Source organism: Stenotrophomonas sp. TD3, from assembly GCF_001939825.1.
Lineage (GTDB): Bacteria > Pseudomonadota > Gammaproteobacteria > Xanthomonadales > Xanthomonadaceae > Stenotrophomonas.
Genome location: NZ_MOYM01000001.1, coordinates 445,433 through 469,296 on the forward strand (window position 1 = coordinate 445,433; position 23,864 = coordinate 469,296).

The 23,864-nt window shown below is 65.1% G+C and carries 21 protein-coding genes; 10 read left to right on the forward strand and 11 right to left on the reverse strand.

All coding sequences use genetic code 11. The features are described from left to right. Positions 1-3 precede the first annotated feature (3 nt). The 3 genes from BKE09_RS01975 to BKE09_RS01985 are packed head-to-tail and all read left to right on the forward strand — an operon-like array spanning position 4 to position 3,448. Positions 4-1,332, forward strand: coding sequence for an SIR2 family protein (locus BKE09_RS01975; protein WP_197565158.1), 1,329 nt, complete (start codon positions 4-6; stop codon positions 1,330-1,332). Further along, positions 1,313-3,214: an ATP-binding protein gene (locus BKE09_RS01980; RefSeq protein ID WP_075676548.1), complete on the forward strand. Its 1,902-nt coding sequence runs from the start codon at positions 1,313-1,315 to the stop codon at positions 3,212-3,214. The genes BKE09_RS01975 and BKE09_RS01980 overlap by 20 nt, the downstream gene beginning before the upstream one ends. A 24-nt stretch (positions 3,215-3,238) precedes the next feature. Continuing rightward, complete coding sequence (locus BKE09_RS01985; protein WP_043549493.1) at positions 3,239-3,448, forward strand: KTSC domain-containing protein; 210 nt, start codon at positions 3,239-3,241, stop codon at positions 3,446-3,448. A 32-nt stretch (positions 3,449-3,480) separates the two neighbouring features. Here the strand turns inward: BKE09_RS01985 and BKE09_RS01990 are convergent, their stop codons facing one another. The 8 genes from BKE09_RS01990 to queA all read right to left on the reverse strand — a co-directional run bounded on the left by BKE09_RS01990 (position 3,481) and on the right by queA (position 11,679). Further along, positions 3,481-3,783 (reverse strand): DNA-binding transcriptional regulator, encoded by a 303-nt coding sequence (locus tag BKE09_RS01990; protein WP_043549496.1) that lies wholly within the window; start codon positions 3,781-3,783, stop codon positions 3,481-3,483. After that, a complete protein-coding gene (locus BKE09_RS01995; RefSeq protein WP_043549497.1) occupies positions 3,767-4,150 on the reverse strand; it encodes a type II toxin-antitoxin system RelE/ParE family toxin in 384 nt (127 codons plus the stop codon). The genes BKE09_RS01990 and BKE09_RS01995 overlap by 17 nt, the downstream gene beginning before the upstream one ends. A gap of 313 nt (positions 4,151-4,463) precedes the next feature. Beyond that, positions 4,464-5,663 carry a site-specific integrase gene (locus BKE09_RS02000; protein ID WP_028240170.1) on the reverse strand — a complete coding sequence of 400 codons (1,200 nt, stop codon included), beginning with the start codon at positions 5,661-5,663 and terminating at the stop codon, positions 4,464-4,466. A gap of 229 nt (positions 5,664-5,892) precedes the next feature. Beyond that, complete coding sequence (secF, locus tag BKE09_RS02005; protein ID WP_014036869.1) at positions 5,893-6,873, reverse strand: protein translocase subunit SecF; 981 nt, start codon at positions 6,871-6,873, stop codon at positions 5,893-5,895. A gap of 15 nt (positions 6,874-6,888) precedes the next feature. Next, a complete protein-coding gene (secD, locus tag BKE09_RS02010) occupies positions 6,889-8,745 on the reverse strand; it encodes a protein translocase subunit SecD (protein WP_049442810.1) in 1,857 nt (618 codons plus the stop codon). A gap of 61 nt (positions 8,746-8,806) precedes the next feature. Further along, a complete protein-coding gene (gene yajC, locus BKE09_RS02015; RefSeq protein WP_014036867.1) occupies positions 8,807-9,151 on the reverse strand; it encodes a preprotein translocase subunit YajC in 345 nt (114 codons plus the stop codon). A gap of 134 nt (positions 9,152-9,285) precedes the next feature. Further along, positions 9,286-10,416 (reverse strand): tRNA guanosine(34) transglycosylase Tgt, encoded by a 1,131-nt coding sequence (gene tgt, locus BKE09_RS02020; protein ID WP_006434331.1) that lies wholly within the window; start codon positions 10,414-10,416, stop codon positions 9,286-9,288. Between the two features lie 195 nt (positions 10,417-10,611). Beyond that, the gene (gene queA, locus BKE09_RS02025) at positions 10,612-11,679 is read right to left on the reverse strand and encodes a tRNA preQ1(34) S-adenosylmethionine ribosyltransferase-isomerase QueA (RefSeq protein WP_075674713.1); all 1,068 of its coding nucleotides are present in this window, start codon (positions 11,677-11,679) and stop codon (positions 10,612-10,614) included. 211 nt (positions 11,680-11,890) lie between these two features. Here queA and BKE09_RS02030 point away from each other — a divergent pair, with 211 nt between their 5' ends. Beyond that, on the forward strand, positions 11,891-13,387 hold the full coding sequence (locus tag BKE09_RS02030; RefSeq protein WP_075674714.1) for an aminotransferase class III-fold pyridoxal phosphate-dependent enzyme: 1,497 nt from the start codon (positions 11,891-11,893) through the stop codon (positions 13,385-13,387). A 118-nt stretch (positions 13,388-13,505) separates the two neighbouring features. After that, positions 13,506-14,099, forward strand: coding sequence for a TIGR00730 family Rossman fold protein (locus BKE09_RS02035; RefSeq protein WP_014036864.1), 594 nt, complete (start codon positions 13,506-13,508; stop codon positions 14,097-14,099). Positions 14,100-14,118: 19 nt separating this feature from the next. Here the strand turns inward: BKE09_RS02035 and BKE09_RS02040 are convergent, their stop codons facing one another. Beyond that, entirely contained in the window at positions 14,119-16,959 is a 2,841-nt protein-coding gene (locus tag BKE09_RS02040; RefSeq protein ID WP_075674715.1) for an EAL domain-containing protein, read from the reverse strand. A gap of 247 nt (positions 16,960-17,206) precedes the next feature. On the opposite strand from BKE09_RS02040, the gene BKE09_RS02045 reads away from it, so the two are divergent. The 5 genes from BKE09_RS02045 to BKE09_RS02065 all read left to right on the forward strand — a co-directional run bounded on the left by BKE09_RS02045 (position 17,207) and on the right by BKE09_RS02065 (position 21,423). Then, positions 17,207-17,725 carry an RNA polymerase sigma factor gene (locus tag BKE09_RS02045; protein WP_229298213.1) on the forward strand — a complete coding sequence of 173 codons (519 nt, stop codon included), beginning with the start codon at positions 17,207-17,209 and terminating at the stop codon, positions 17,723-17,725. Further along, positions 17,722-18,756, forward strand: coding sequence for a hypothetical protein (locus BKE09_RS02050; protein ID WP_075674716.1), 1,035 nt, complete (start codon positions 17,722-17,724; stop codon positions 18,754-18,756). The genes BKE09_RS02045 and BKE09_RS02050 overlap by 4 nt, the downstream gene beginning before the upstream one ends. 40 nt (positions 18,757-18,796) lie before the next feature. Continuing rightward, entirely contained in the window at positions 18,797-19,393 is a 597-nt protein-coding gene (locus BKE09_RS02055; protein WP_075676550.1) for a YigZ family protein, read from the forward strand. After that, positions 19,386-21,158 (forward strand): ABC transporter transmembrane domain-containing protein, encoded by a 1,773-nt coding sequence (locus tag BKE09_RS02060; protein ID WP_075674717.1) that lies wholly within the window; start codon positions 19,386-19,388, stop codon positions 21,156-21,158. Before BKE09_RS02055 ends, BKE09_RS02060 begins: the two co-directional genes overlap by 8 nt. A gap of 70 nt (positions 21,159-21,228) precedes the next feature. After that, complete coding sequence (locus BKE09_RS02065) at positions 21,229-21,423, forward strand: hypothetical protein (protein WP_049442817.1); 195 nt, start codon at positions 21,229-21,231, stop codon at positions 21,421-21,423. Between the two features lie 241 nt (positions 21,424-21,664). Here the strand turns inward: BKE09_RS02065 and BKE09_RS02070 are convergent, their stop codons facing one another. Both BKE09_RS02070 and pdxY read right to left on the reverse strand, forming a co-directional pair. Next, positions 21,665-22,789: a prephenate dehydrogenase gene (locus tag BKE09_RS02070; RefSeq protein WP_075674718.1), complete on the reverse strand. Its 1,125-nt coding sequence runs from the start codon at positions 22,787-22,789 to the stop codon at positions 21,665-21,667. After that, entirely contained in the window at positions 22,786-23,694 is a 909-nt protein-coding gene (pdxY, locus tag BKE09_RS02075; RefSeq protein ID WP_075674719.1) for a pyridoxal kinase, read from the reverse strand. The genes BKE09_RS02070 and pdxY overlap by 4 nt, the downstream gene beginning before the upstream one ends. Positions 23,695-23,864 lie beyond the last annotated feature (170 nt).

Below are 23,864 nucleotides of genomic sequence, written 5' to 3' on the forward strand. Positions count from 1 at the left end.
ACCGTGACTCAAAATTCAAATACGAATGATGCGCCAGTCCCATCACCTGCTGATGTTGTGCCTGCAAAAACACCGCCTTTGCCCGCCATACACGACGCAGCGCAGCAGGCCCGAAATCTTCGGCTGGTACTTCAAGACGACAAGCAGCGCATAGGTTGCTTCCTTGGGGCTGGCTGCCCTCTTGGCGTCTACGATGCCGAAGGAAAAAATAGCATCGTGCTGATTCCAGCGGTCGTGGAATTGACAAAACGTATTGCTGCTGGGCTGTTGTCGGCAGATGAAGCACCTGAAGCTACGTCGAAGTTCAAGAAGCATTGGGACGCATTGTGTGAAGAATGCAAACCAGCAGATGGCAAAGACCCTACCGTGGAAGACGTGCTGACGGAATTGCGTACTTTGGCGAATCGTCGAGGAAGTGCGGAAATTCTGGGGATGACGAAAAATGACTTGAGCGACCTTGACGAGAAAGTTTGCGCGTTAATCGCAACGGAAATACGGAAGCCATTGCCTGTGTATCGCAACGCGTACAACCGTTTTGCGTCTTGGATCGGTGGGGTATATCGAAGCTCACCTGCTGAAATATTTACTCCAAACTACGATGTTCTCTTTGAGCAGGCATTTGAGCAGCACCCGCTCCCGCACTTCGACGGATTTGTTGGTTCGCACAAGCCTTGGTTTGATTTGGCCTCGATCGAGCACGACGTTATCCCCTCCAGATGGACGAGGCTGTGGAAGCTTCACGGATCAATCAATTGGGAGAAAAGCGAAGAGATCGTAAATGGGGCGAAGGTAACCCGCGTCGTTCGCGTGACCCGTGAGGCAGAGGCGGGCAAGGTCATGATCTTTCCATCTCATCTCAAGTATGACCAAAGCCGTCGCATGCCGTACCTTGCGATGCTTGATCGACTAAGAGCCTTCTTTCATGGGAAGGATGCTCCTAGATTGGTGGTGTGTGGATATTCTTTTCTTGACGATCATTTGAATGAAGTCTTGCTTGATGGGTTGAGAGGGAATCGCAATGCCCAGTGCTTTGCGCTGATGTATTCCGGGCTTGGACAGCACTCTAGAGCTGTGGACTATGCAGTAAAGCAAAGCAATCTCACCGTTCTTGCTTGGGACGGAGCGGTCGTAGGAACACGAGTAGGCCGATATCGACCCGGAACCATTGGCGGAAATGAGCACACCCCTTGGCTCGTTGAAGAAGAGACCGAGGTTGGGGATGGTTCCAAAGAGCAACAACCGCGCAGCCGTTTGGGCGATTTCCACTACTTTGGCCTTTTTCTTGAACAGCTTTGTGGCGGGGGCACTCACGATGCACAACCAGCCGGGTAACCCAGACCCATCACGGCTCGGAACCGTTGAAGATGTCAACGGTTCGAGTGTGAGCGTAAAGCTCTCAGAGAGCACGCCTGGCGGCCTTCTTTTTGTTAACGGGGAGGCATACCGTGTCGGACAAGTTGGAGGATTCGTTCGTATTCCATCAGGATATGTCGATCTGTATGGAGTGATATCTCAGGTCGGAGCCGGAGCTGCACCCGGGCCGCCCGAGCTTGCACCTCAGCTCGGCAATCGGTGGCTCAGAGTTGAACTCGTTGGTCAGGGACGACGGGGAACAAAGTTCGAGCGGGGCATAGCGCAGTACCCCTCTATCGGCGACTCGGTTCACGTAGTCACTGAGTCAGATTTGAAGACGGTGTACGCACCGGGGGACGATGATGGATACGTCGCCGTAGGACGCGTAGCCAGCGCCGAATCGATCCGAGCATACTTGGATGTGAATCGACTTGTTACTCGTCACTCGGCTGTCGTTGGGAGCACTGGATCCGGAAAGTCCAATGCCGTTGCAAACCTATTGGGAGCAGTTTCTGACCAAGCACGATTCAAGTCTGCGCGCGTCGTACTGTTTGACCTTCACGGAGAGTACGCAAAGGCCTTTGGCGATCAAGCTAGGGTATTTAGAGTTGGAGCCGATGCGACCGCAGGTGAGCATGAGCTGCATGTTCCATTTTGGGCACTGACGGCCGAAGAATTCATTTCAATAACGATGGGATCGGTCTCAGGGACGCCTCTTACCTTGTTGCAAGAGAGACTCCTATCAAGCAAACGCGCGTCAAAGGCGGCGGGCGTTGCACATGGCCTGCCAGACACCACGGTCACGATCGACACCCCGCTGCCGTTTTCCGTTTACCAACTCTGGCACGACTTGTATTCGCTGCATTGCGCAACTCATAGTGTAAGCAAAAACCAGAATCAGACCGAGGCCACGCGATCATATATGGAAGATGGCGCACCGCCCGCCAAAGCTCTTGGCGACGGAGATCAACTTATTCGCCCGCGATTCCGCCCCATTACTACCGAAGCAGGCGCGGAAAAGGTATACGGAGGTTTGTATGGCGACATGCCTCGCGCGCACCTGGATGGATTGGAGAGCAAGCTTCGTGATCCTCGCATGCAATTTCTTTTCCGCCCCGGCCAGTGGGCGCCTGACAAGGACGGAACAACGGCCGCTGATCTTGACGCTTTGCTTGAGGCATGGATAGGCGCAGAAAAGCCTATCTCTGTTTTCGATTTATCAGGTATTCCTACCGCTGTTGTGGATGATTTGGTAGGGGCCGTGTTGCGTATTCTGTATGACGCAATCTTTTGGGGTAGAAATAAGCAAGAAGGCGGTAGAGAGCGGCCTCTTCTCGTCGTCCTTGAAGAGGCACATGTATACCTTGGCCCTCAGTCAAAGAATAGAGCTGCGATTGCAGCACGGCGCATAGCCAAAGAGGGCCGGAAATACGGCGTTGGCTTGATGCTAGTCAGTCAACGACCATCCGAAGTGGACACCACAATTCTTTCCCAATGCGGTACGGTTGTCGCCTTACGTTTAACCAACGATTCTGATCGATCCCAGGTAACTTCCTGCGCATCGGACAATCTCAAAGGGCTCTTTTCAATGCTTCCAGTTCTCCGAACTGGTGAAGCATTGATCGTGGGCGAAGCCGTCAATATGCCAATACGGGCAATCATTGACCGTCCACCTGAGGGCCGACGCCCGGAAAGTGACGATCCTATGGTCGTTGTGCCCAAGGGGGAAGGCGGCAAGCGTATAAGGTCTGGCGGATGGACAGAACCTGTCAAAGATGAAAATTACAAGCCTCTAGTCGAGGCGTGGCGCAAGCAAGATCCTAATGCTGGCAAAACACAGGCAGCGGATTCAGAAACCTGATTTTTAACCGAAGGAGACGACACTATGGAACGCACCTCAGTCACTTCAAGCAACATCAACTCCATTGGCTATGATGCCGACAGCCAGATACTGGAGATAGAGTTCAATAATGGAGCTGTTTACGAATACTCAGGGGTTCCTGAGGGCGAGCATACTGGGCTTATGAACGCGGACTCCAAAGGGACGTACTTCAATGCCAACATTAAGAATCGGTATCCCTTTTCGAAACACTGATGGCGGCCGCGGTTAGTAGATACCAATAGGCCTCAGACAATGGCCCGCAAGCCCTTGTCTGCAATGACGTTGAGCAGCTTGAGGGCAGGGCCGGCCGGGCGAGTCTCGCCTTGCTCCCATTTGCGCACCGTCGAGGCTGTGGTGTGCAGGTGAAGCGCGAACACCGGTTGGCTGAACTTCAAGGCTTCGCGCAGGCGTTTGATGTCTGCAGCACCGAACTCCCGCACCGGTGGCGGGCAGACCGCGTCGAACTTGCGCATCGTCACCTTGCTGATCGCGCCCACTTCGTGGAGCGCAGCTAGGTCGCCACGCAGCGATTCAATGATCTTGCTCACAATGCACCTCCACTAAAACACCCGACTGCAACGCCTTCGACAAGACTTCAGCAGACAGTTCCAAGAACACCTTGCCGGCGAATTGCAGCGCCTTCTTTTCGTCCTGCGTGATGTTCGCCTTGTCGTTCTTCGGGAAACCATGCAGGAACACATAGCGGCTGCCAATCCTGGCCGATACCAGCGTGCGATAGCCGCCACTCTTGCCACCGCCGACACGGGCTACCCGCTTCTTGTAGAGGGAGCCGCCCAAGTCCGCGTCGATCAGACCACTCTCCATCTCCTGAACCGCCTTGCACAAGGCGGCATCGGGCAGCTTCTCGCCCGACTGCCAGCGTGCAAAGTCCTTTCGCTTGAGGATGTCCGTCATTTCGACCTCCAAACTATACCCGAAACGGGCATACTTTTCCAGTCTCCGGTGTAGCACCTAGACGGAAGGGATGGTCCGCCCGATTGTCGTGACGCCAGCACGACAATCGGAGCCGACAGGGCGGGATGCCGGCCGCCCCGGTCACGCGGGCATCCTTGACCGAAATCAGCAGCGCATAGGCCGATCACGGCAGCGTGAAGACCTTGGCCAGCTCGGCGAGGCCGAATTTCCCAGACACTGTCTCGGAAATTGCGGAACGGGGATAGTCGGCCGGCAAGGCGGTGGGGGGGCGCCACCGAAAGCGTCTTCTTGCTCATGCCGTGGCCTCCGCAGGGCGCCGCGCGCCCGTGATGGCCTGGCGCCGGCTCGCCACCAGCTCGGCCGCATCGCGCACCGGCTTGTCCTCGGTGTGGACGTAGTGCATGAACATCGCCACGGTCTTGTGGCCCGTCAGCTTCATGCCCACTTTGGTCGGCACGCCCGAATTGGCAATGTCGGTCGTGGAGCGGTGGCGGATGCCGTGCGTGCCGACGTGCGGGACGCCGGCGGCCTTGAGCACCCGGCACCATCCGCCATAGTGCTCGCCAAAGGTCAGGTGCTTGGTCGGGTCGTTGGGCGACGGCAGGACATAGGGGCAGCCTTCACGGCGCGGTGCCGTCGAGAACAGCCGATAGGCTTCCGCGCTCATGGGCTTGGAGAGGCCGCCGGTCTTGCTGTCGGGCCAGACCACGCGCCGGTTCTCCAGATCGACCCAATCCCATTCGAGCATGCAGATTTCGGAGCGGCGGCCGGCGAACTCGAATTGCAGGCGAATCGCCAGCGGAATGACGTAGTTTTCCAGTCCTTCCGCCTCCAGCTTCTCCAACTGGCGGAAGATCAGCGCCAGCTCGTCGTCCACGATGAGCCGGGTTTCCTCGCCGGGCGGGTACATCGGGACGTGGCGGCACGGGTTCGTGCCGTCCGGGCGGTAGCCCCACACTTCGGCCAGGTTGAACATCTTGCGCAGCACGCCGAAGGCGTTGTTCGCCTCGGCCGGCTTGTAGGCCAGCTTCTCCATCAGCCCGGCAATGTCGGGCCGCTTCACGTCCTGCACCTTCTTGCGGCCGATCAGCGGGACGATGCAGCGGTCGATGACCGCCTGATAGCCGCGCTGCGTGCTGGGCTTGTTGCGCTTCTTGGAGTAGTCCTCCATGAACTTCTTGCACAGCGCTTCGACCGTGGGCGCCTTGCGCGCCTCGGCCTTGGCGCCGCCGGGGTCGCCGCCCCGGCGAACCTCCGCCAGCCAGTCCTGCGCCATGACGCGGGCCTGCTCCACGGTCAGTTCCCCGAACAGGCCCAGCGAAGGCTTGCGGGGCTGCCCGGAGTTCGTGCGGTACTGGAGCATGAACACCCGGCGGCCCTTCGGGGTAATCTTGCAGAGGAAACCCGGCACCACGGTATCCCGTAGTTCGATGTCCTTGGCCTGGGGTTGCGCCGACTCTACGGCGGTCTTGGTGAGCTTGATCTTCGCCATGATGACTCCTTGGAACGACCCGAATTCCAAGAGCCAGATAGGAGCGGCGCGAGGGAAAACCGGGTCAAGTTTCAGAAAGCACCGGCATATGATGGACGCGCGTAAGTTCTTGATAAACCTGCTGTATCGAGCTACGGCGCAGTCCAGCGAAGTACCGGGCTGGAGTCATCGTCAAACAAAAAACCCCGCTTGCGCGGGGTTTTCTGTGTGTTGCGTGCAGCGCGAACGCTTACGGGCGACGGGCCAAGGCCTCGACGTCCTTCGCCTTCGGCAGCAGGTCCTGCTTGCTTACGCGCAGGAAGCCGATCGTCAGCATCGGCACCGCCACCAGGATCGAGGACAGCACCACGATCACCGCACCGATCATGTGCGTCTCGGCCAGGCCTTCCATCGAGCTGCCACCGTACATGTACAGGGCAAGTGCCGACAGGAAGAACATCACCGCGGTAATCACCGTACGCGACAGCGTCTGGTTGATCGAACGGTTCAGCACTTCCATCGAGTCCACGCGCAGGCTGCGGAAGTTCTCGCGGACGCGGTCGAAGACCACGATCAGATCGTTGATCGCAAAGCCCATCACCGACAGCAGGCCGGCCAGCACGGTCAGGTCGAACTCACGGCCCAGCAGGGACACGTAAGCCACCGTCACGATCAGGTCGAACATCGCCACGATGCTGGCGGTGACCGCGAACTTCCATTCGAAGCGCACCGCGATGTAGATCAGGAAGCCGGCCAGCATGAAGATGGTGGCGTACAGGCCATTCATCGCCAGGTCCTTGCCGATCTGCGGACCCACGAACTCGTTGCGGAGCACGGTGGCCTGGTTATCGGCGGTGGACAGTGCTTTCACCACGGCGGCGGCGGTGGCCTTGTCCTCATGCGCGGCGTCGCCGGTACCGGCAGCGTGCTCACCATGCGGGGCCAGGCGGATCAGCAGGTCGGTGTTGCCACCGACGCTCTGCACCTGCGCGCCCTCAAAGCCGTTCTGCTCGAGCTTGGTGCGGACCTGCTCGACGTCCACGGCCTTGTCGAAGCGGGCCTCGATCAGGGTGCCGCCGGTGAAGTCCAGGGCGTAGTTGAAACCCTTGACGCCGATGATGGCGACCGAGGCCAGGAACACGATGACCGTGACGACCATCGCGACATGGCGCCAGCGCATGAAGTCGATCTTGGTGTCGTTCGGGAGGATGTGCAGCGGAAACAGTTTCATGTGCGTGTCGTCCCGTCAGATGGCCACGTTCTGGAGCTTCTTGCGGCGGCCGTAGATCAGCGTCGCCAGCGCACGCGACACGGTGATCGCGGTGAACATGGAGGCGAAAATACCGATGATCATGGTCAGCGCGAAGCCCTTCAGCGGACCGGTACCGAATGCGAACAGCGCCACACCGACGATCAGGCCGGTCAGGTTGGCGTCGAGGATGGTGCCCGAGGCACGCTCGTAACCGGTCACGATCGCGGTCTTGCCCGGCACGCCGGCACGCAGCTCTTCACGGATACGCTCGTTGATCAGCACGTTGGCGTCCACCGACAGGCCGACCGACAACGCCAGGCCGGCGAAGCCCGGCAGGGTCATGGTCGCGCCGAACAGCGACATCACCGCCACCACGATCAGCAGGTTGAACAGCATCGCGATCGAGGTGATCACACCGAACATGCGGTAGTAGACGCTGAAGAACACCAGGGTGAACAGGAACGCGAACACCACCGCGCGCATGCCGTTCTTGACGTTCTCGGCGCCCAGGCTCGGGCCGACCACGCGCTCTTCAACGAAGTCCATCGGCGCGGCCAGCGAGCCCGACTTCAGCAGCTTGGCCAGGTCTTCGGCTTCCTTCTTCTGCAGACCGGTGGTCTGGAAGTTCTTGCCGAACACGCCGTTGATGTTGGCCACCGAGATCACTTCCTCGTTGACCTTGAAGCCACGCACTTCCTGGCCGTCGACGACGGTCACGGTCGGCACACGCTCGGTGTAGACCACCGCCATCGGCTTGTTCACGTTGGCGCTGGTGAAGTCGAACATGCGCTGGCCACCGACGTTGTTCAGCGTCACGCTGACGGCCGGGGAGCCACTGTTCGAATCGGTCACCGCCTGCGCGCCGACCATCTGGTCACCGGTGACGATCACGCGCTTGTTCAGCAGGATCGGACCACCGCCGTCACGACGCTGATAGACCTTCGCTTCCGGCGGGATGCGGCCGGCGGTGATGGCGTCCTGTGCATTGCCTTCAACCACCGCACGGTATTCCAGGGTGGCGGTGGCGCCGATCATGCGCTTGGCTTCGGCAGTGTCCTGCACGCCCGGCAGCTGCACGACCACGCGGTCGGCACCCTGGCGCTGGATGATCGGCTCGGCCACGCCGAGCTGGTTCACGCGGTTGCGCAGGGTATTGATGTTCTGCTCGATGGCGCCATTGGAGATCTGCGCGATCTCGGTATCCGGCACGGTCACCGTGATGCGGTTGCCGCTGACGTCGTAGCCGAGGGTCGGCTGCGCCTTGACCAGGGCGGTACGCGCACGCTGCGCGGCGTCATCGCCGGCGGACGGGCTCAGGTTGGCCACGATGCTGTTGTCAGCGCGGCGTTCCACCGACTGGTAGGCGATGCGCGCGTCACGCAGGGTACTGCGCACGTCTTCGGTGTAGGCGTCCAGGCGCTTGTCGAGAGCGGCCTTCTGGTCGACCTGCAGCACGAAGTGCACGCCGCCCTGCAGGTCCAGGCCCAGCACCATCGGGCGACCGCCCAACTTGGCCAGCCAGTCCGGTACGGTCGAGGCCAGGTTCAGGGCCACGGTGTACTTCTCGCCGACGGTGTCACGCAGGGCGTCGCTGGCAGCGGACTGCGCCTTCAGGTCCGGCAGGCGGACGATCAGGCTCTCCCCTTCCTTCTCGACACCGATGGTGGTGATACCGGCCGTCTTCAGGTCGGCCAGCACACGGTCGCGCAGCGCATCGTCGATCTGGCCGCCACGGTTGGCGGTGATCTGGAGGGCCGGGTCCTTCTGGTAGATGTTGGGCAGCGCGTACAGCGCACTGAGCGCCAGTACGATCAGGATGACGACGTACTTCCAGCGTGGAAATTCGAGCATTGCTTGGGTCCCGCGCGGCGCCATCCCCGGCGCCGCGGTTGTGCTTCGGAAAGGGAGTGGCTTACTTGGCCGAATCCAGGGTGCCGGTCGGCAGCACGCTGCCGACAGCGCCCTTCTGCACGCGGATGCGCACGTTCTCGGCCACTTCGATGGTGATGAAGTTGTCGCCGATGTCGGTGACCTTGCCGGCGATGCCACCGTTGGTCAGCACTTCGTCGCCACGCTTGATCTTCTCCAGCATGGACTTGTGCTCCTTCTGCCGCTTCATCTGCGGGCGGATCATCAGGAAGTACATGATGGCGATCAGGATGATCGGGAACAGAAGCGTGGTCAGGCCCATGCCCTGCGGTTGGCCGCCGGCGGCCTGGGCGTGGGCGGCGGGAATCAGGAAGGCAAGCAGGTTCATCGTTGGTCCTTTGGTTGGGCGGCGCTCCGGCCCTTTCACGGGCACGGGGTGTCGACCGCGGATCTGGGTCAGCCTTGAAGTATGCCACGGCCCCGGGCGTTCGTCCTTGGGCCGTTTGGCAGGGGGCACTCGGGTTACAGGGGGGGGGCTACCGCCCCGCGTGCCGCGTAGAAAGACTCACGGAAGGCCAGGAAGGTTCCCGCCTCGATCGCCGCACGAATGTCGGCCATGAGCTTTTCGTAATAGAACAGGTTGTGCAGGGTGCCCAGCATCGGCGCCAGCATCTCGTTGCAGCGGTCCAGATGGCGCAGGTAGGAACGGGTATAACCGCCGGTGCAGGCCACGCAGCCGCAGCCCGGCTCGATCGGGTCCATGTCGCGCGCGTACTGGGAATTGCGGATGCGGACGGTGCCGAACGAGGTGAAATAGTGGCCGTTGCGGGCGTTGCGGGTGGGCATCACGCAGTCGAACATGTCCACGCCACGTGCGACACCCTCGACCAGATCTTCCGGCCGGCCCACACCCATCAGGTAGCGCGGACGGTCGCCCGGCAGTTCCGGGTCCAGGTGGTCGAGCATGGCGTTGCGCTCGTGCTCCGGCTCGCCCACGGCCAGGCCGCCGATGGCGTAGCCGTCAAAGCCGATCGCCTGCAGGGCCTCGGCCGAGCGGCTGCGCAGGTCGGTATGCACGCCGCCCTGGACGATGCCGAACAGGGCCGCGTCGTTGCCCAGCTCGTCATGCGCGTTGCGGCTGCGCTGGGCCCAGCGCAGGCTCAGCTCCATCGAACGGCGGGCGACATCCTCGGTGGCCGGGTACGGGGTGCACTCGTCGAAGATCATCACCACGTCCGAATCGAGCACCTTCTGGATCTTCATGCTCTCTTCCGGGCCCAGGAACACACGGGCGCCGTCGGTCGGCGAGGCGAAGGTCACGCCCTGCTCGGTGATCTTGCGGCGGTGGGCCAGCGAGAACACCTGGAAACCACCCGAATCGGTCAGGATCGGGCCATCCCAACGGCAGAAGCCGTGCAGGCCGCCGTGGTCGGCGATGATGTCCAGGCCCGGGCGCAGGTACAGGTGGAAGGTGTTGCCGAGGATGATCTCGGCGCCCAGCGCACGCACCTGGTCCGGCAGGATGCCCTTGACCGAGCCATAGGTTCCCACCGGCATGAAGGCCGGCGTTTCCACCGTGCCACGCGGGAAGGTCAGGCGGCCACGGCGGGCACGGCCGTCGCGGGTCTTGAGCTGGAACTGCAATCGGGACATGGAGCGGTCGTTCAGGCAAATAGTTGCCTATTGTCTCCCAAAACCGGGTCGGCCGCCCATTCAGGCCTGAACGAACCGGCAGTAGAGCCATGCCATGCGTGGCTTTCCTCCGATCCAGGTTCCGGCAAGTGCGCACCAACGGTGCGCACCCACCAGGCTGGCGGTGCGCACCCACCACAAGAAGAGGTCAGCGCCCTACCCCGCCTGCGGGAACAGCAGCATCGCGTCGCCGTAGCTGAAGAAGCGGTAGCGCTGTTCGATCGCGTGCTGGTAAGCCTCGAACACGCGCTCCTTGCCGGCAAACGCGGAGATCATCATCAGCAGCGTGCTTTCCGGCAGGTGGAAGTTGGTCACCATCGCGTCGACGCTGCGGATGCGGTAGCCGGGGGTGATGAAGATCTGCGTTTCACCCGCGAACGGCAGCAGTTCACCATCGCGCATCGCGCTTTCCAGCGCGCGCACCACGGTGGTGCCGACGCCGATCACCCGGCCGCCAGCGGCGCGCGTGCGCCGCACCTGCTGCACCAGTTCGGCACCGACGTTCAGCCACTCGCGGTGCATCACGTGGTCCTTCAGGTCATCGGCACGCACCGGCTGGAAGGTGCCCGCACCCACGTGCAGGGTGACGTGGCCGAAGTCCACGCCCTTCTCCTTCAGCGCGGCCAGCAACGGTTCGTCGAAATGCAGGCCGGCGGTCGGTGCCGCCACGGCGCCCACTTCGCGCGCGAACACGGTCTGGTACCGCTCGCGATCGTCCACGCCCGGCTCACGCTGGATGTACGGCGGCAGCGGCAGGCGGCCGGCGTGCAGCAGCCACTGCTCCAGCGACTCAGGCACGTGGAACTGCAGCACGTAGAACTCGCCGTCGCGACCCAGCACCTCGGCTTCACCACCGGCATCGAGCGCAATGCGGCTGCCGGCCTTCGGCGACTTGCTGGCGCCGACCTGGGCACGCGCCTGCTGGCCGCCGAGCAGGCGCTCGATCAGGATTTCCACACGGCCGCCGCTGGCCTTCTGCCCGAACAGGCGCGCCGGGATCACCCGGGTGTCGTTGAACACCAGCAGGTCGCCCGGCTGCAGCAGGGACGGCAGGTCGCGCACCTGCAGATCGGTGAAGGCTGCGGGTGCCGGCGGCACCAGCATCAAGCGGCTGGCGGAACGTTCGGCCAGGGGCGCCTGCGCGATCAATTCAGCCGGCAGGTCGTAATGGAAATCGGACTTCTTCAAGGCAGTGGGCGGCAACAGGTCGACAATGGCGCGCATTGTACGTCCAGCGTCTGCGAGCCGGCGCGCTTCGCGGCGAACGTCGCGCAAAATGCTGCTATGCAGCAGGTTTCTGCGGGGTTATCGCGCAAAAAAACAAGTGCTAGCATCGAGTCGGAAGTCCGCTGCACGAGCCTGCCCCCAAGCGCGCGTGATGACGCGCGTTTTGCTTTTGAAGGCCCGTGCGACCCATCGTTTCAGGAGATCTGCAATGAGCTTCATCGAACGCCTCGCCCCCCTGCGCAACCAGCCCGGCACCCGCCTCACCACCGGCCTGGACGACGCCACCCTGACCGCCCTGTCCGGCCACCACCCGCAGCTGATCGCCGCAGTGGATGCCGCCGCCGAGGAATTCGCGCGCGTACAGGCCGACCTGGGGCCGCTGCTGGCGCAGGACGAACAGGCGCAGATCGACGCGATGCAGGACGGCTTCGTCAATTTCTATGCCGATGATGCAGTGACCCCGTACGTGGCGCTGGCCGCGCGCGGCCCGTGGGTGGTCACCCTGAAGGGTGCGGTGCTGTACGACGCCGGCGGCTACGGCATGCTCGGCTTCGGGCACACCCCGGATGCCGTGCTGGAGGCAATGGCGCGCCCGCAGGTGATGGCCAACATCATGACCCCCAGCCTGTCGCAGCAGCGCTTCGTCACCGCCCTGCGCGCCGAGATCGGCCACCGCCGTGGCGGCTGCCCGTTCGCGCGCTTCATGTGCCTGAATTCCGGCTCCGAGGCGGTTGGCCTGGCCGCCCGCATCGCCGACGTCAACGCCAAGCTGCAGACCGACCCGGGCGCCCGCCACGCCGGCGCCACGATCAAGCGCGTGGTGGTCAAGGGCAGCTTCCATGGCCGTACCGACCGCCCTGCCCTGTATTCCGATTCCAGCCGCAAGAGCTACATGCAGCACCTGGCCAGCTACCGTGGCGAGGATTCGGTGATCACCGTGGCGCCGTACGATGAGGCCGGCCTGCGCAAGGTGTTCGAGGACGCCGCACGCAACCAGTGGTTCATCGAGGCGGTGTTCCTGGAACCGGTAATGGGCGAAGGCGACCCGGGCCGCTCGGTGCCGCCGGCGTTCTATGCCGTGGCCCGTGAGCTGACCCGTGCGCACGGCAGCCTGCTGCTGCTGGACTCGATCCAGGCTGGCCTGCGCGCGCATGGCGTGCTGTCGGTGGTCGATTACCCGGGCTTCGAAGGCCTGGACCCGCCGGACATGGAGACCTACTCCAAGGCGCTCAACGCCGCGCAGTACCCGCTGTCGGTGCTGGCGGTGACCGAGCATGCCGCGCAGCTGTACCGCAAGGGCATCTACGGCAACACCATGACCAGCAACCCGCGTGCGCTGGACGTGGCCTGCGCCACCCTGGCGCAGCTGACCCCGCAGGTGCGCGCCAACATCGCCGAACGCGGCGCCGAGGCGGTGCGCAAGCTGGAACAGCTCAAGAGCGAGCTGGGCGGCCTGATCACCAAGGTGCAGGGTACCGGCCTGCTGTTCTCGTGCGAGCTGGCCCCGCAGTTCAAGTGCTACGGCGCCAACTCCACCGAGGAATGGCTGCGCCAGCACGGCATCAACGTGATCCATGGCGGCGAGAACTCGCTGCGCTTCACCCCGCACTTCGGCATGGACAGCGACGAGCTGGACCTGCTGGTGGGCATGGTCGGCCGCGCCCTGCGTGAAGGCCCGCGCCGCGAGCAGGCTGCGGCGGCGTAAGCGCCCGCTTCGCTTCGGCGCTACAGAAGGGGCGATAATCCACCCGCACCCCGCCCGCAACCGCTGACCCGGTTGCCGGCGGGGCGTTTTCGTTTCCGCACCAAGAGACAAGCCCCCCATGAAGTCGATCTGCGTCTACTGTGGTTCCAACGCTGGCAGCAAGCCGGCCTACACTGAACGCGCCATTGCCCTGGGCGACCGCATCGCCCGCGACGGCCTGCGCCTGGTGTATGGCGGCGGCAACGTCGGCCTGATGGGAACCGTGGCCAATGCCGTGCTCGCCGCCGGCGGCGAGGTGACCGGCGTGATCCCGCGCCAGCTGGCCGACTGGGAAGTGGCCCACCGCGGTCTGACCGAACTGGAGATCGTCGGTTCGATGCATGAGCGCAAGTCGCGCATGTTCGACCTCGCCGATGGCTTCGTCGCCCTGCCCGGCGGCTTCGGCACCATGGAAGAGATCTTCGAGATGCTGACCTGGCGCCAGCTGGGCATCGGCAACAAGCCGTGCGCCTTCCTTGATGTGGAAGGCTTCTACGCCCCGCTGATCGGCATGATCGATCGGATGGTGGAAGAGCGCTTCCTGCATCCGGACCAGCGCCAGGACCTGTGGTACGGCTCGGACATCGAGGAAATGCTGGAGTGGATGCAGAACTACCAGCCGGCCCAGGCCTCGAAGTGGATCGACGAGAAGCGTCGCTCCGCCCTGCGCTGAGGCGACCCGGCGTGGTGGCTCAGGCCACCGCGCGCTCCCACGGTGCCGGGCGGCCCAGCAGGTAGCCCTGGCCGTAGTCGCAACCGAGTTCGCGCAGCGTCTGCCGCTGCGCCTCGGTCTCGATGCCTTCGCCGATTGTTTCAATGCCCAGGGTGCGTGCCAGTGACAGCACGCCTTCGACCAGCGCGCGCGTACTCTGCACTTCCGGCCCATGCAGGCCGGCGATGAAACTCTGGTCGATCTTCAACGTGCTGATCGGGAAACGGTGCAGGTAGGACAGCGCCGAGAAGCCGGTACCGAAATCGTCCAGCTGTACCTGGATGCCACGTTCGCGCAGGCCCTGCAGGATGCGCAGCGTGTGCGGGCCATCGTCCAGCAGCGCCACCTCGGTAATCTCCAGGCGCAGCCGGCGCGGATCGGCGCCGCATGCATCGAGCAGACCGAACAGGCGGCCACTGAACTCGGCCGAACGGAAATGGCGTGGCGATACGTTCACCGAGACATAACTGTGGCCGCCTTCGGCCAGTCCCGCGATGACCTGTTCGTAGATCAGCCAGTCGACCTGTTCGATCAGGCCGCTTTCCTCGCCCAGCTCCAGGAACGCCCCGGGCAGCAGCAGGCCACGGCGCTCGTGCTGCCAGCGCAGCAAGGCCTCATGCCCCACCACCTCGCCATCGGACAGGCGCACGATCGGCTGGTAGAACGGGACGAAGTCGCGGTTGTTGATCGCACGGCGCAGGTCGGCTTCCAGATCGAGGCTGCGCATGGCCTGCTCGCGCATGTCCTCGTCGAAGATCGCGCAGCGGTCATGGCCCTGCGCCTTGGCCCGGTACATCGCCGCGTCGGCGTCACGCAGCAGCTCCTCGCCGGTGCGGTAGCGCGGGTTCCACAAGGCGATGCCCAGGCTGCCGGAAGGGAACAGCTCGCGCCCGGCGATCCACATCGATTCCTGCAATGCCAGCAACAGCCGCTGGCCGAAATCCAGCGCCTGTGCCAGCCCCTGCGGACACTGCAGCAGCACCGCGAACTCATCGCCGCCCAGCCGCGCCACCACGTCCTCGGTGCCCGCCATCGATACGATGCGCTTGGCCACCTCCACCAGCATGCGGTCACCGGCGGCGTGGCCGATGCTGTCGTTGACCAGCTTGAAGCGGTCCAGATCGAGGAACAGCACGGCGAATACCGGCCCACCCTCGCGTTTGGCCAATGCCAGCGCATCCTGCAGGCGATCGAGCAGGTGCAGGCGGTTGGGCAGTCCGGTCAGCGCATCGTGCATGGCCTGATGGGTCAGGCGCTGCTCGGCACGCAGGCGCTCGCCGATCTGCCCGAGCAGCTTTTCATTGACCTCGGCCAGCTCGCGGGTGCGTTCCTCCACGCGCTTTTCCAGCTCTGCATGCGCCGAACGCAGCTGCGTCTGGTCGCGCTGGCGCGCCAGCCCGGTTCCGATGTTCTGTGCAACGAAGGTCAGCAGGCGCTGATCGTGCACGCTGAACGTGCTGTTCTCGCTGTAGCTCTGCACCACGATCGCGCCGACCACCTCGTCGTCGCGCAGCAGCGGCACGCCCAGCCAGCAATGCGAACGTGCGCCCGATTCGCGCACCTCGCCGCTGGCCAGCAGTGCGTCGATCTGTTGCCGCGAAGCCAGCAACGGGCGCCGGTTGCGCACGACATACTCGGTCAGGCCGCGGCTGAACGGGCGTGGCGCGCGGCTGGCGTTGTGTTCGTCCACCGAATAGACGAAGTCCAGGCCGTTGCCGGCCCCGTTCACCAGCGCGATATAGAAATTGCGCGCGTCAAGCAGGCGCCCGACCACGCCATGCACCTGCCCGTAGAACTGGGCCAGGCTGTCGGCCGACATCGCCATCTCGGCGATGTTGTACAGCGCGGTCTGCAGCTGCTCGGCGCGGCGGCGCTCGGCCACTTCATCCTGCAGGCTGCGATTGGCGCGCTGCAGCTCCAGCGTGCGCCGCTCCACCTGTTGTTCCAGCCGGACCTGCGCCTGGCGCCGGTCCATCGCGGTCTGCACATGCTGCGCGACAAAGCCCAGCAGCGCCCGCTCGGCCTCGCCATAGCGGGCCGCCAGCTCATAGCTCTGCACCACGATGGCGCCGCAGACCCGGCCATCGCGCAGCATCGGCACGCCGAGCCAGTCCAGGCTCTCCGGGCCACGCTGCGGGTCGTGCTCCTGCTCGACCACGCGCGCCAGCAGCTCGCGCGAGGGGCCACTGAGCGGCTTGCCGTGGCGCAGCAACGCCACGGTCAGGCTGCGCGGCATCTCGCCGGCATCATGGCTCTGCGACGGATCGGCGACGAAGTCGTCGACCTGGTCGGCGAAATACAGGAAGCGGATCTGGTCGCGGGCATCGTCGTATTCGACGATGTAGCAGTTTTCCGCGTACATCAGCGTGCCAAGCACGCCGTGCACGTGGCGCAGCATCTCCGACATTTCCAGGTCGGCGCCGGCCAGATCGGCGATCTGGAACAGCGCCTGCTGCAGCCGTTCAGCCTCTTCCAGCGCCTTGATCTGCCCGGCCTGGCGACCGCGCTGCAGCGCCAGCTCCATGGCCTGCCGGGCCAGCCCCCACCACGCCGCGGAAGGCACGGCACCTTCCACCGACAACTGCAGGCGGGCACCGTCGTATTCCCAGCCATGGCAACCGTCGCCGGCGCCCGGCGCAGCGACCGCCCCAGCCATCACGACAGCCGGCCAGCCGCCCTGGCCGCGGCCCAGCTGCGGGTCGTCCCAGCCAACGCGGACCACGGCGGATTCCGGCAGCAGCGCATGCAATGCGCGCACCAGCGCCGTGCTCAGCACGGCCTCGTGTGGTGGCTCTTCCGCCGGTTCAACGTGCGTGGACAAATGACAATCTCTTGGCGCCGTCTGTGCGTCGCCTCCCCTGAGCCGCCGAGCATAGCGCGCCACCCGGGGGGCAATGGAAGCCCGTAAACCCCGAATCGTGCGCCCGTACGTTTTTCCTGCTGTCCGTAGCCGCTTCAACGCCATGAACCTCGCCCTGCCCGCCCCCGTCACCGGCTATGCGCCACCGCCTGCAGGCCTTACCCTGTACGCCGTGGAAGCCAGCGCACTGCCAACCGATGAAGCCTTGATGCTGGCCTGGGCCGGTGGCGACCTGCGCGCGTTCGAAAGCCTGTATGCGCGCCATCGCAAGCGCCTGTTCGGCTTCCTGCTGCGGCAACTGCGCGACAACGCGCTGGCCGAGGAGATCTTCCAGGATGTCTGGCAGCGGGTGATCAGCGCCCGTGCCGGCTGGCAACCTGAAGCCGCATTCAGCACCTGGCTGTTCCGCATCGCCCACAACCGCCTGAACGACCATTGGCGCGCCGCCCGCCATCGCCCTGCCGCGCCGGCCGACGCTGACCTGCGCCTGGCCGCGATCGAGGACGGGCAGACCCCGGAAGCCGAGCTTTCCGAATTCGAACAACGTCGCCGCATCCAGCTGGCGATGGAGCAACTGCCGCCCGAGCAGCGCGAAGTGCTGCAGTTGCGGCTGGATCAGGAACTGAGCCTGGAGGAGATCGGCCAGATCACCGGCGTAGGCCGGGAAACCGTGAAGTCGCGGCTGCGCTATGCGATGGACAAGCTGCGTGCGGGATTGAACGCATGAACCGAGACGAACCGCTGACGCCGGAAGAACGCGAGCTGGCGCGCCTGCTCGGCCGCCGCGCCGAACAGGCCCCATCGGCCGCACTGGACGCGACCATCCTGGCCGCGGCGCGCGCAGCCGTGGACGCACCGGCTGCCGAGGCTGTCGCCTCGCCGGACGCGCCACGCACGCAGCGCACGCGCCCACGCTGGCCGGCGGTATTCGGCATCGCCGCCTCGATGGTGTTCGCCATAGGCATCGCCTGGCAGCTGCGCCCGGAACCGCCGCCGGTTCCGGCAGGCGAGGCCCAGGTGGCGGCAGCTCCAGTCGTGGCCGATGACACGGCCACGGCGCAGATGGCGGAACGCAGTGCCGCCAATGACAGCAATGCTGCAGACAGCGCCGCTGCGGCCGCAGAACCGGCTCCTGCCCCGGCAGCGCCTCCGGCCGCCCCGGTTGCTGCGCCGGCACCCGCCGCTGCCGCCCCGGCCGTCGCGCGCGCGCCGGTACCGGCGCCGGCCGAGGCTGCTGATGCGCCAGCGGCGACGGCACCATCGGCAGCTCGATCGAGGGTTGCAGAAGTGGCCGCCGACAGCTCCTTTGCCGCGCTGCCTCCCGCACCGGCACCGGCAGCGGCACCGCCCGCACCTCCCGCACCGGCTGCCTACTCGGCACCTGCACCGGCATTGGCGCCAGCCCCGGCAGGGGCGCTGAAAGCACGCACCGCCGAGGCGCCACTGGCCAACGCTGCCGATGCCGAACGGGCGCAGGTACTGGACCGGGTAGAGATCACCTCGATGAAGCGCCAGGCCCCGAGCCGCTCCGCACCCGGCGTCATGCGGCGCGGCGCCGACGCGGGGCTCAGTGCGGATGCCGTGCAGGCCGAAGTGGAGGCCGATGCACAGCTGCCGCGACGGCAGTGGCTGCAGAAGATCCGTGCGCGGCGCGACGACGGCCAGCGCGACCTGGCCCGCGCCAGCCTGGAGCGCTATGTACAGCAGTATCCGGAAGCGCGCCTGCCGCGCGACCTGCGCCCGCTGCTGGACGACTGAAGCGGACAGCGACCTCCGGCAACCCCGTAGAATGGCGGGGATGCCCGATACCCTCGCCCAGCCGGTCAGCCACACGCTGGAAGTCAAACACAGCCGTTTCATTGCCCATGCCGCGCCGATCGATGGCGCCGCGGCAGCATTGGCGTTCCTGCAGCAGGTGGCCGTAGCCGATGCGACCCACAACTGCTGGGCCTACCGGCACGGCCAGGACTACCGCTCCAGCGATGATGGCGAGCCCGCCGGCACCGCTGGGCGGCCGATCCTGGCCGCGATCGACGGCCAGGGCTTCGACCGGGTGATGGTGGTGGTCACGCGCTGGTTCGGCGGTATCAAGCTGGGCGCCGGCGGGCTGGTGCGCGCCTATGGCGGCGCTGCCGCCGAGTGCCTGCGCACCGCCCCGCGCTTGCCGCTGGTGGCGATGGCCCGGCTGCAGCTGCTGGCCGGCTTCGAGGATCTGGGCACCCTGCACGCCACCCTGCCCACCTTCAGCGCCGAAAAGCGCGATGAACAGTTCGATGCCAACGGGGTGTGCCTGCGGGTCGAATTGCCGGCCGATCAGGTCGATGCATTGAAAATCCGCCTGCGCGACGCCACCCGTGACCGTATCCGCATACAAGACGACGACCAGGATGACTGACAAGGACGACGCCCCCGCCTCGACCCCACCGCTGCGCCGCCTCGGCAGCCTGCGGACGTTGTGGCCGTTCGTGCGCCGCCACAGCGGGCTGTTCACCGCCTGGCTGCTGGCGCTGGCGGTGTCTTCGGCCGCCACGCTGAGCCTGCCCCCCGCCGTGAAGCAGATGATCGACCACGGCTTCACCAGCGGTGGCCAGATCAACCGTGCCTTCGCCCTGCTGATGCTGGTGGCGGTGGTGCTGGCACTGGCCACGGCCGCACGGTTCTTCTTCGTCTCTCTGCTGGGCGAAAAGGTCGTCGCCGACCTGCGCAGCCGCCTGTATGCACACCTGATCCAGCTCGGTGCCGGATTCCATGACCGCAGCCGCAGCGGCGAACTGGTCTCGCGCCTGACCGCTGACAGCGAACTGCTGCGCAGCGTGGTCGGCTCGACCATGTCGGTCGCCCTGCGCAGCAGCGTCACCGTGGTCGGCAGCCTGGCCATGCTGTTCGTCACCAGCCCGCGGCTGGCCGCATGGTCACTGCTCGGCATCCCGCTGGCGGTGCTGCCGATCATCATCGGTGCACGCAAGCTGCGCACGGTTGCACGCAGCAGCCAGGACCGCATCGCCGATGCCAACAGCCTGGCCAGCGAGACGCTGGGCGCCGTGCGCACGGTGCAGGCGCATGCACGCGAGCCCTATGAACGCGGGCGCTTCGACAAGGCACTGGGCGATGCGATCAGTGCCGCGCGCCGCCGCATCGGCGCGCAGTCACTGGTCACCGCCAGCGCTATCCTGCTGGTGTTTGGCGCCATCGTTGGCGTGCTGTGGCTGGGCGCGCACGATGTCATCGACGGACGCCTCAGTGCTGGCACGCTGGGCCAGTTCGTGCTGTACGCGCTGATCGGCGGCGGCTCGGTGGGCGCGCTGGCCGAAGTGTGGAACGAACTGCAGCGTGCAGCCGGTGGGATGGGCCGCATTGGCGAGCTGCTGCAGGAAGACATCGAGATCCGCGCGCCGGCGCAGCCGCACGCACTGCCGCAACCATTGCGCGGCGAAATCCAGTTCGACGACGTGGTGTTCCACTATCCGCAACGTCCGGGCCAGGCCGCGCTGGACCACTTCAACCTGCATGTGCGCCCGGGCGAGACCGTGGCCCTGGTGGGCGCGTCGGGCGCGGGCAAGAGCACGGTGCTGTCGATGCTGCTGCGATTCCACGATCCGGCCAGCGGCCGCATCTGCGTGGATGGCATCGACGTGCGCCAGGTCGATCCGGCCGAGCTGCGCGCGCAGCTGGCGCTGGTGCCGCAACAGCCGACGCTGTTCGCGGCCAGTGCGCGCGACAACATCCGCTACGGCCGCCTGCAGGCCAGTGACGCCGAGGTCGAAGCTGCCGCGCGTGCGGCCGAGGCCGATGGCTTCCTGCGTGCGTTGCCGCAGGGCTACGACAGTGAGCTGGGCGAACGCGGTGCGCGCCTGTCCGGTGGCCAGCAGCAGCGCGTGGCGATTGCCCGCGCGCTGCTGAAGGATGCGCCGATCCTGCTGCTGGACGAAGCCACCAGCGCGCTGGATGCGCAGAGCGAGCATGGCGTGCAGCAGGCGCTTGAGCGGCTGATGGCCGGCCGCACCACGCTGGTCATTGCCCACCGCTTGGCCACCGTGCTCAAGGCCGACCGCATCGTGGTGATGGACCAGGGCCGTATCGTCGCCGAAGGCACCCATGCCCAGCTTTTGGCCGAAGGCGGACTGTACGCTGAACTGGCACGACTGCAGTTCATCGATTGATGACGGCCGGCTAACATCGGCCGGACCAAGCTGGCCTCGCATCAGCCGCATCCGCTGAAGGAGGTACGTGATGTCGTTCCGTCAGTTCCCCGCAGTCGACAGCAATGGCGAAAGCCACATCATCATCGAGTTCAAGCCCGAGGCGAATGGCAGCGGGCATCACTCCGAAGCCACGCCGCGTTACGAGCTGGATGACGGGCGTCATCTGGTTCGCAACGGACGCGAGTTCACCACCAGTGGTGGTGAGCTGCGGTTGATGATCTAGCGCTGCCCCCCTGCCTGGTGGGGGCCCACCTTGGTGGGCACTGGCCGTATCGCCCCGCTCTGGTAGGTGTCGCCCTTGGTCGACACGCTTTTTGCCAAGGGCAGTCGAGCATGACTCGGCCCTACAAAAAGCGTGGTCAATTTTTGACCAACCATCTTGACAGCGTTGGCTGCCAAGGGCTGCGCGCGGTTATCCACATGTTTGCTCAGAATCCATCCACACCGCCTGTGGATGAATCTGGTCAGCCGAGCACCCGCCCGATGCCGCTGGCGTCCACCTCAGCGGCCGCCCGGGTGATCGCCGCCGGATCACTGCCGGCGATGAACCCGATTCGGAAATGCACTTCGCCGCCGGGCGTGCGCGAGGAATGGATTGATGCCAGGCTGATGCGATGCTGCTCGAACACGTTCAGCAGCTCACGCAGCGAGCCGGGCCGGTCTTCCGGCAGGTGCACCGACAGCGCGTTACGCTCGGTCAGGTCCGCCAGCAGATAACCCACGCGTTCGAACGTGTAGTTGCCGTCCGCCAGCGCCTGCTCGCCGAAGGCAATGCGATTGGCCGACAGCAGCTGCTCACGGAATGCACCACGTGCACCGTCGTCACCCTGCCCGACCTGCGCCTGCAGGGCCTGCAGCTGGCCCACCAGCCGCTCCAGCATCGGCGCCACGTAGGGGTTGCCGAACTGGATGTCTTCGTAGATCGCAGGATTGAGCGACAGGATGCGCGAGATGATCGCCGTATCCAGCTCGAACGACGCCGAACGGTACGGCATCATCGCGGCCAGATCGCCCAGCTGCGGCTGGTACTGGCGCAGCACGCCGGCCTGGGCCAGGTGGGTGGCATGCACCATCGCCTGCACCAGCGCCATCATCTGGTCGTGGTGCTGCGGGGTGGCCCGCACGCACTCGGCCTGCAGCGCCGTGCACAGCGTATCGACCCACGCCTGCCAGTGCTGCAGGCGCGCTTCGCAGACCACCATCACCCGGCCCTTCAGGGTCGGCGCCTTCGGCGGCGCCGTCATCGGGTGCAGGCCGACCACTTCCGCCTGCGACGCCAGCATGGCCTGCACCGGCGCCTCCTTTACCGAAGTCACATCCAGCCACAGCCGGCCCTGCTCGCGGCCGGCCGATTGCCGCACGTACTCGGCGATCAGCGCAGGCGTATGCCGGATCGGTGCCGAGAACACCAGTACATCGGCCTGCGCCAGCAGCTGTTCCGGCGTATGCGAGTCCGGATCGGCCGGATCGTGGCCGATCACCTGCAGCTGCATGTGCTGCTGGAAGAAGCGGGTCAGCCAGCGCCCGTAGGCGCCGGCACTGCCGATGATGCCGACCGTGCGCGGCGTGCGTGGGTCCAGGCCGCTCATGCCACGCGTTCGGCGCGGAAGCGCGTTCCTTCGGCCAGCGCCGCCGGCGCGGCGGCGATCACGTCGAACTCCTCGAAGCCGTTGTCCAGGGTCGCCTCCAGCGCCGCATGGGTGCCGGCAATCGCGCGCGAAATCGCCTGCTGCATCGATTCGCCGCGCAGCAGGAACGACACCACCAGCGACATCAGCACATCACCCGTACCGGCCACGTCCACCGGCAGCAGTGGCGAGGTCCAGCGCCAGGTCTCCTCGCGGCCGACCGCCAGGGTCACCAGTTCACCCGGGTTGCCGCCCACGCTATGTGCGATCACCCAGTGCGGGCCGCGGTCCAACAGCGTGCGCGCGGCGGCGATGGCATCGGCCTCGGCCAGCGCCGGCATGCCGGTCAGGCGGTTCAGTTCGAAAGCGTTCGGTGTCACCAGCCAGGCATGCGGCAGCAGGCGCTCGGCGAAGATCGCTTCCAGGCCCGGTTCGACGTAGGGGCCAGTGTGGGTGTCACCGATCACCGGGTCCAGGCAGTAGCGCAGCTGCGGGCAGGCCGGCAGGATGTCATCCAGCCAGTCGGCGAAGGCGGCGCCGTTGGCGGTGCTGCCGAAGTAACCGGACACCAGCATCTTCGCCCGCTGCGGCAGGCCGCGCTCGTGGGTGCCGAGCAGCAGGTCGGCGAACCAGTCGGCAGGCAGCACGCGGCCGCGGGTGGTGTCGTAGAACGGCGCGTTGCTGAGCAGCACGGTCGGGATTTCGGCGACGCGCACGCCGAGTGCACGCATCGGCGGCACGGCGGCGCTGTTGCCGGCATGGCCGTAGACGAGTTGCGACTGGACCGAGATGACATCGATCGGCGACGGGCCGTCGGGCCGCTGGCGGCGGCCGTGGACCAGGTGGTTATCAAGGGATTCGCTCATGACCGCATTCTACGCCCAAGGGGGTTTTCGGCAGGGCTCGCAGCCCTGCACCTGCAGAATCAACGTCAACGTCAAAAGCCAAAGCGGCCTTCCGTGAGTTGGCGGGACGGTGTGGGTGGGCAGGACACGCCGTAAACCCATCCATGGGGGCTCGATGGCGCCATCCATGG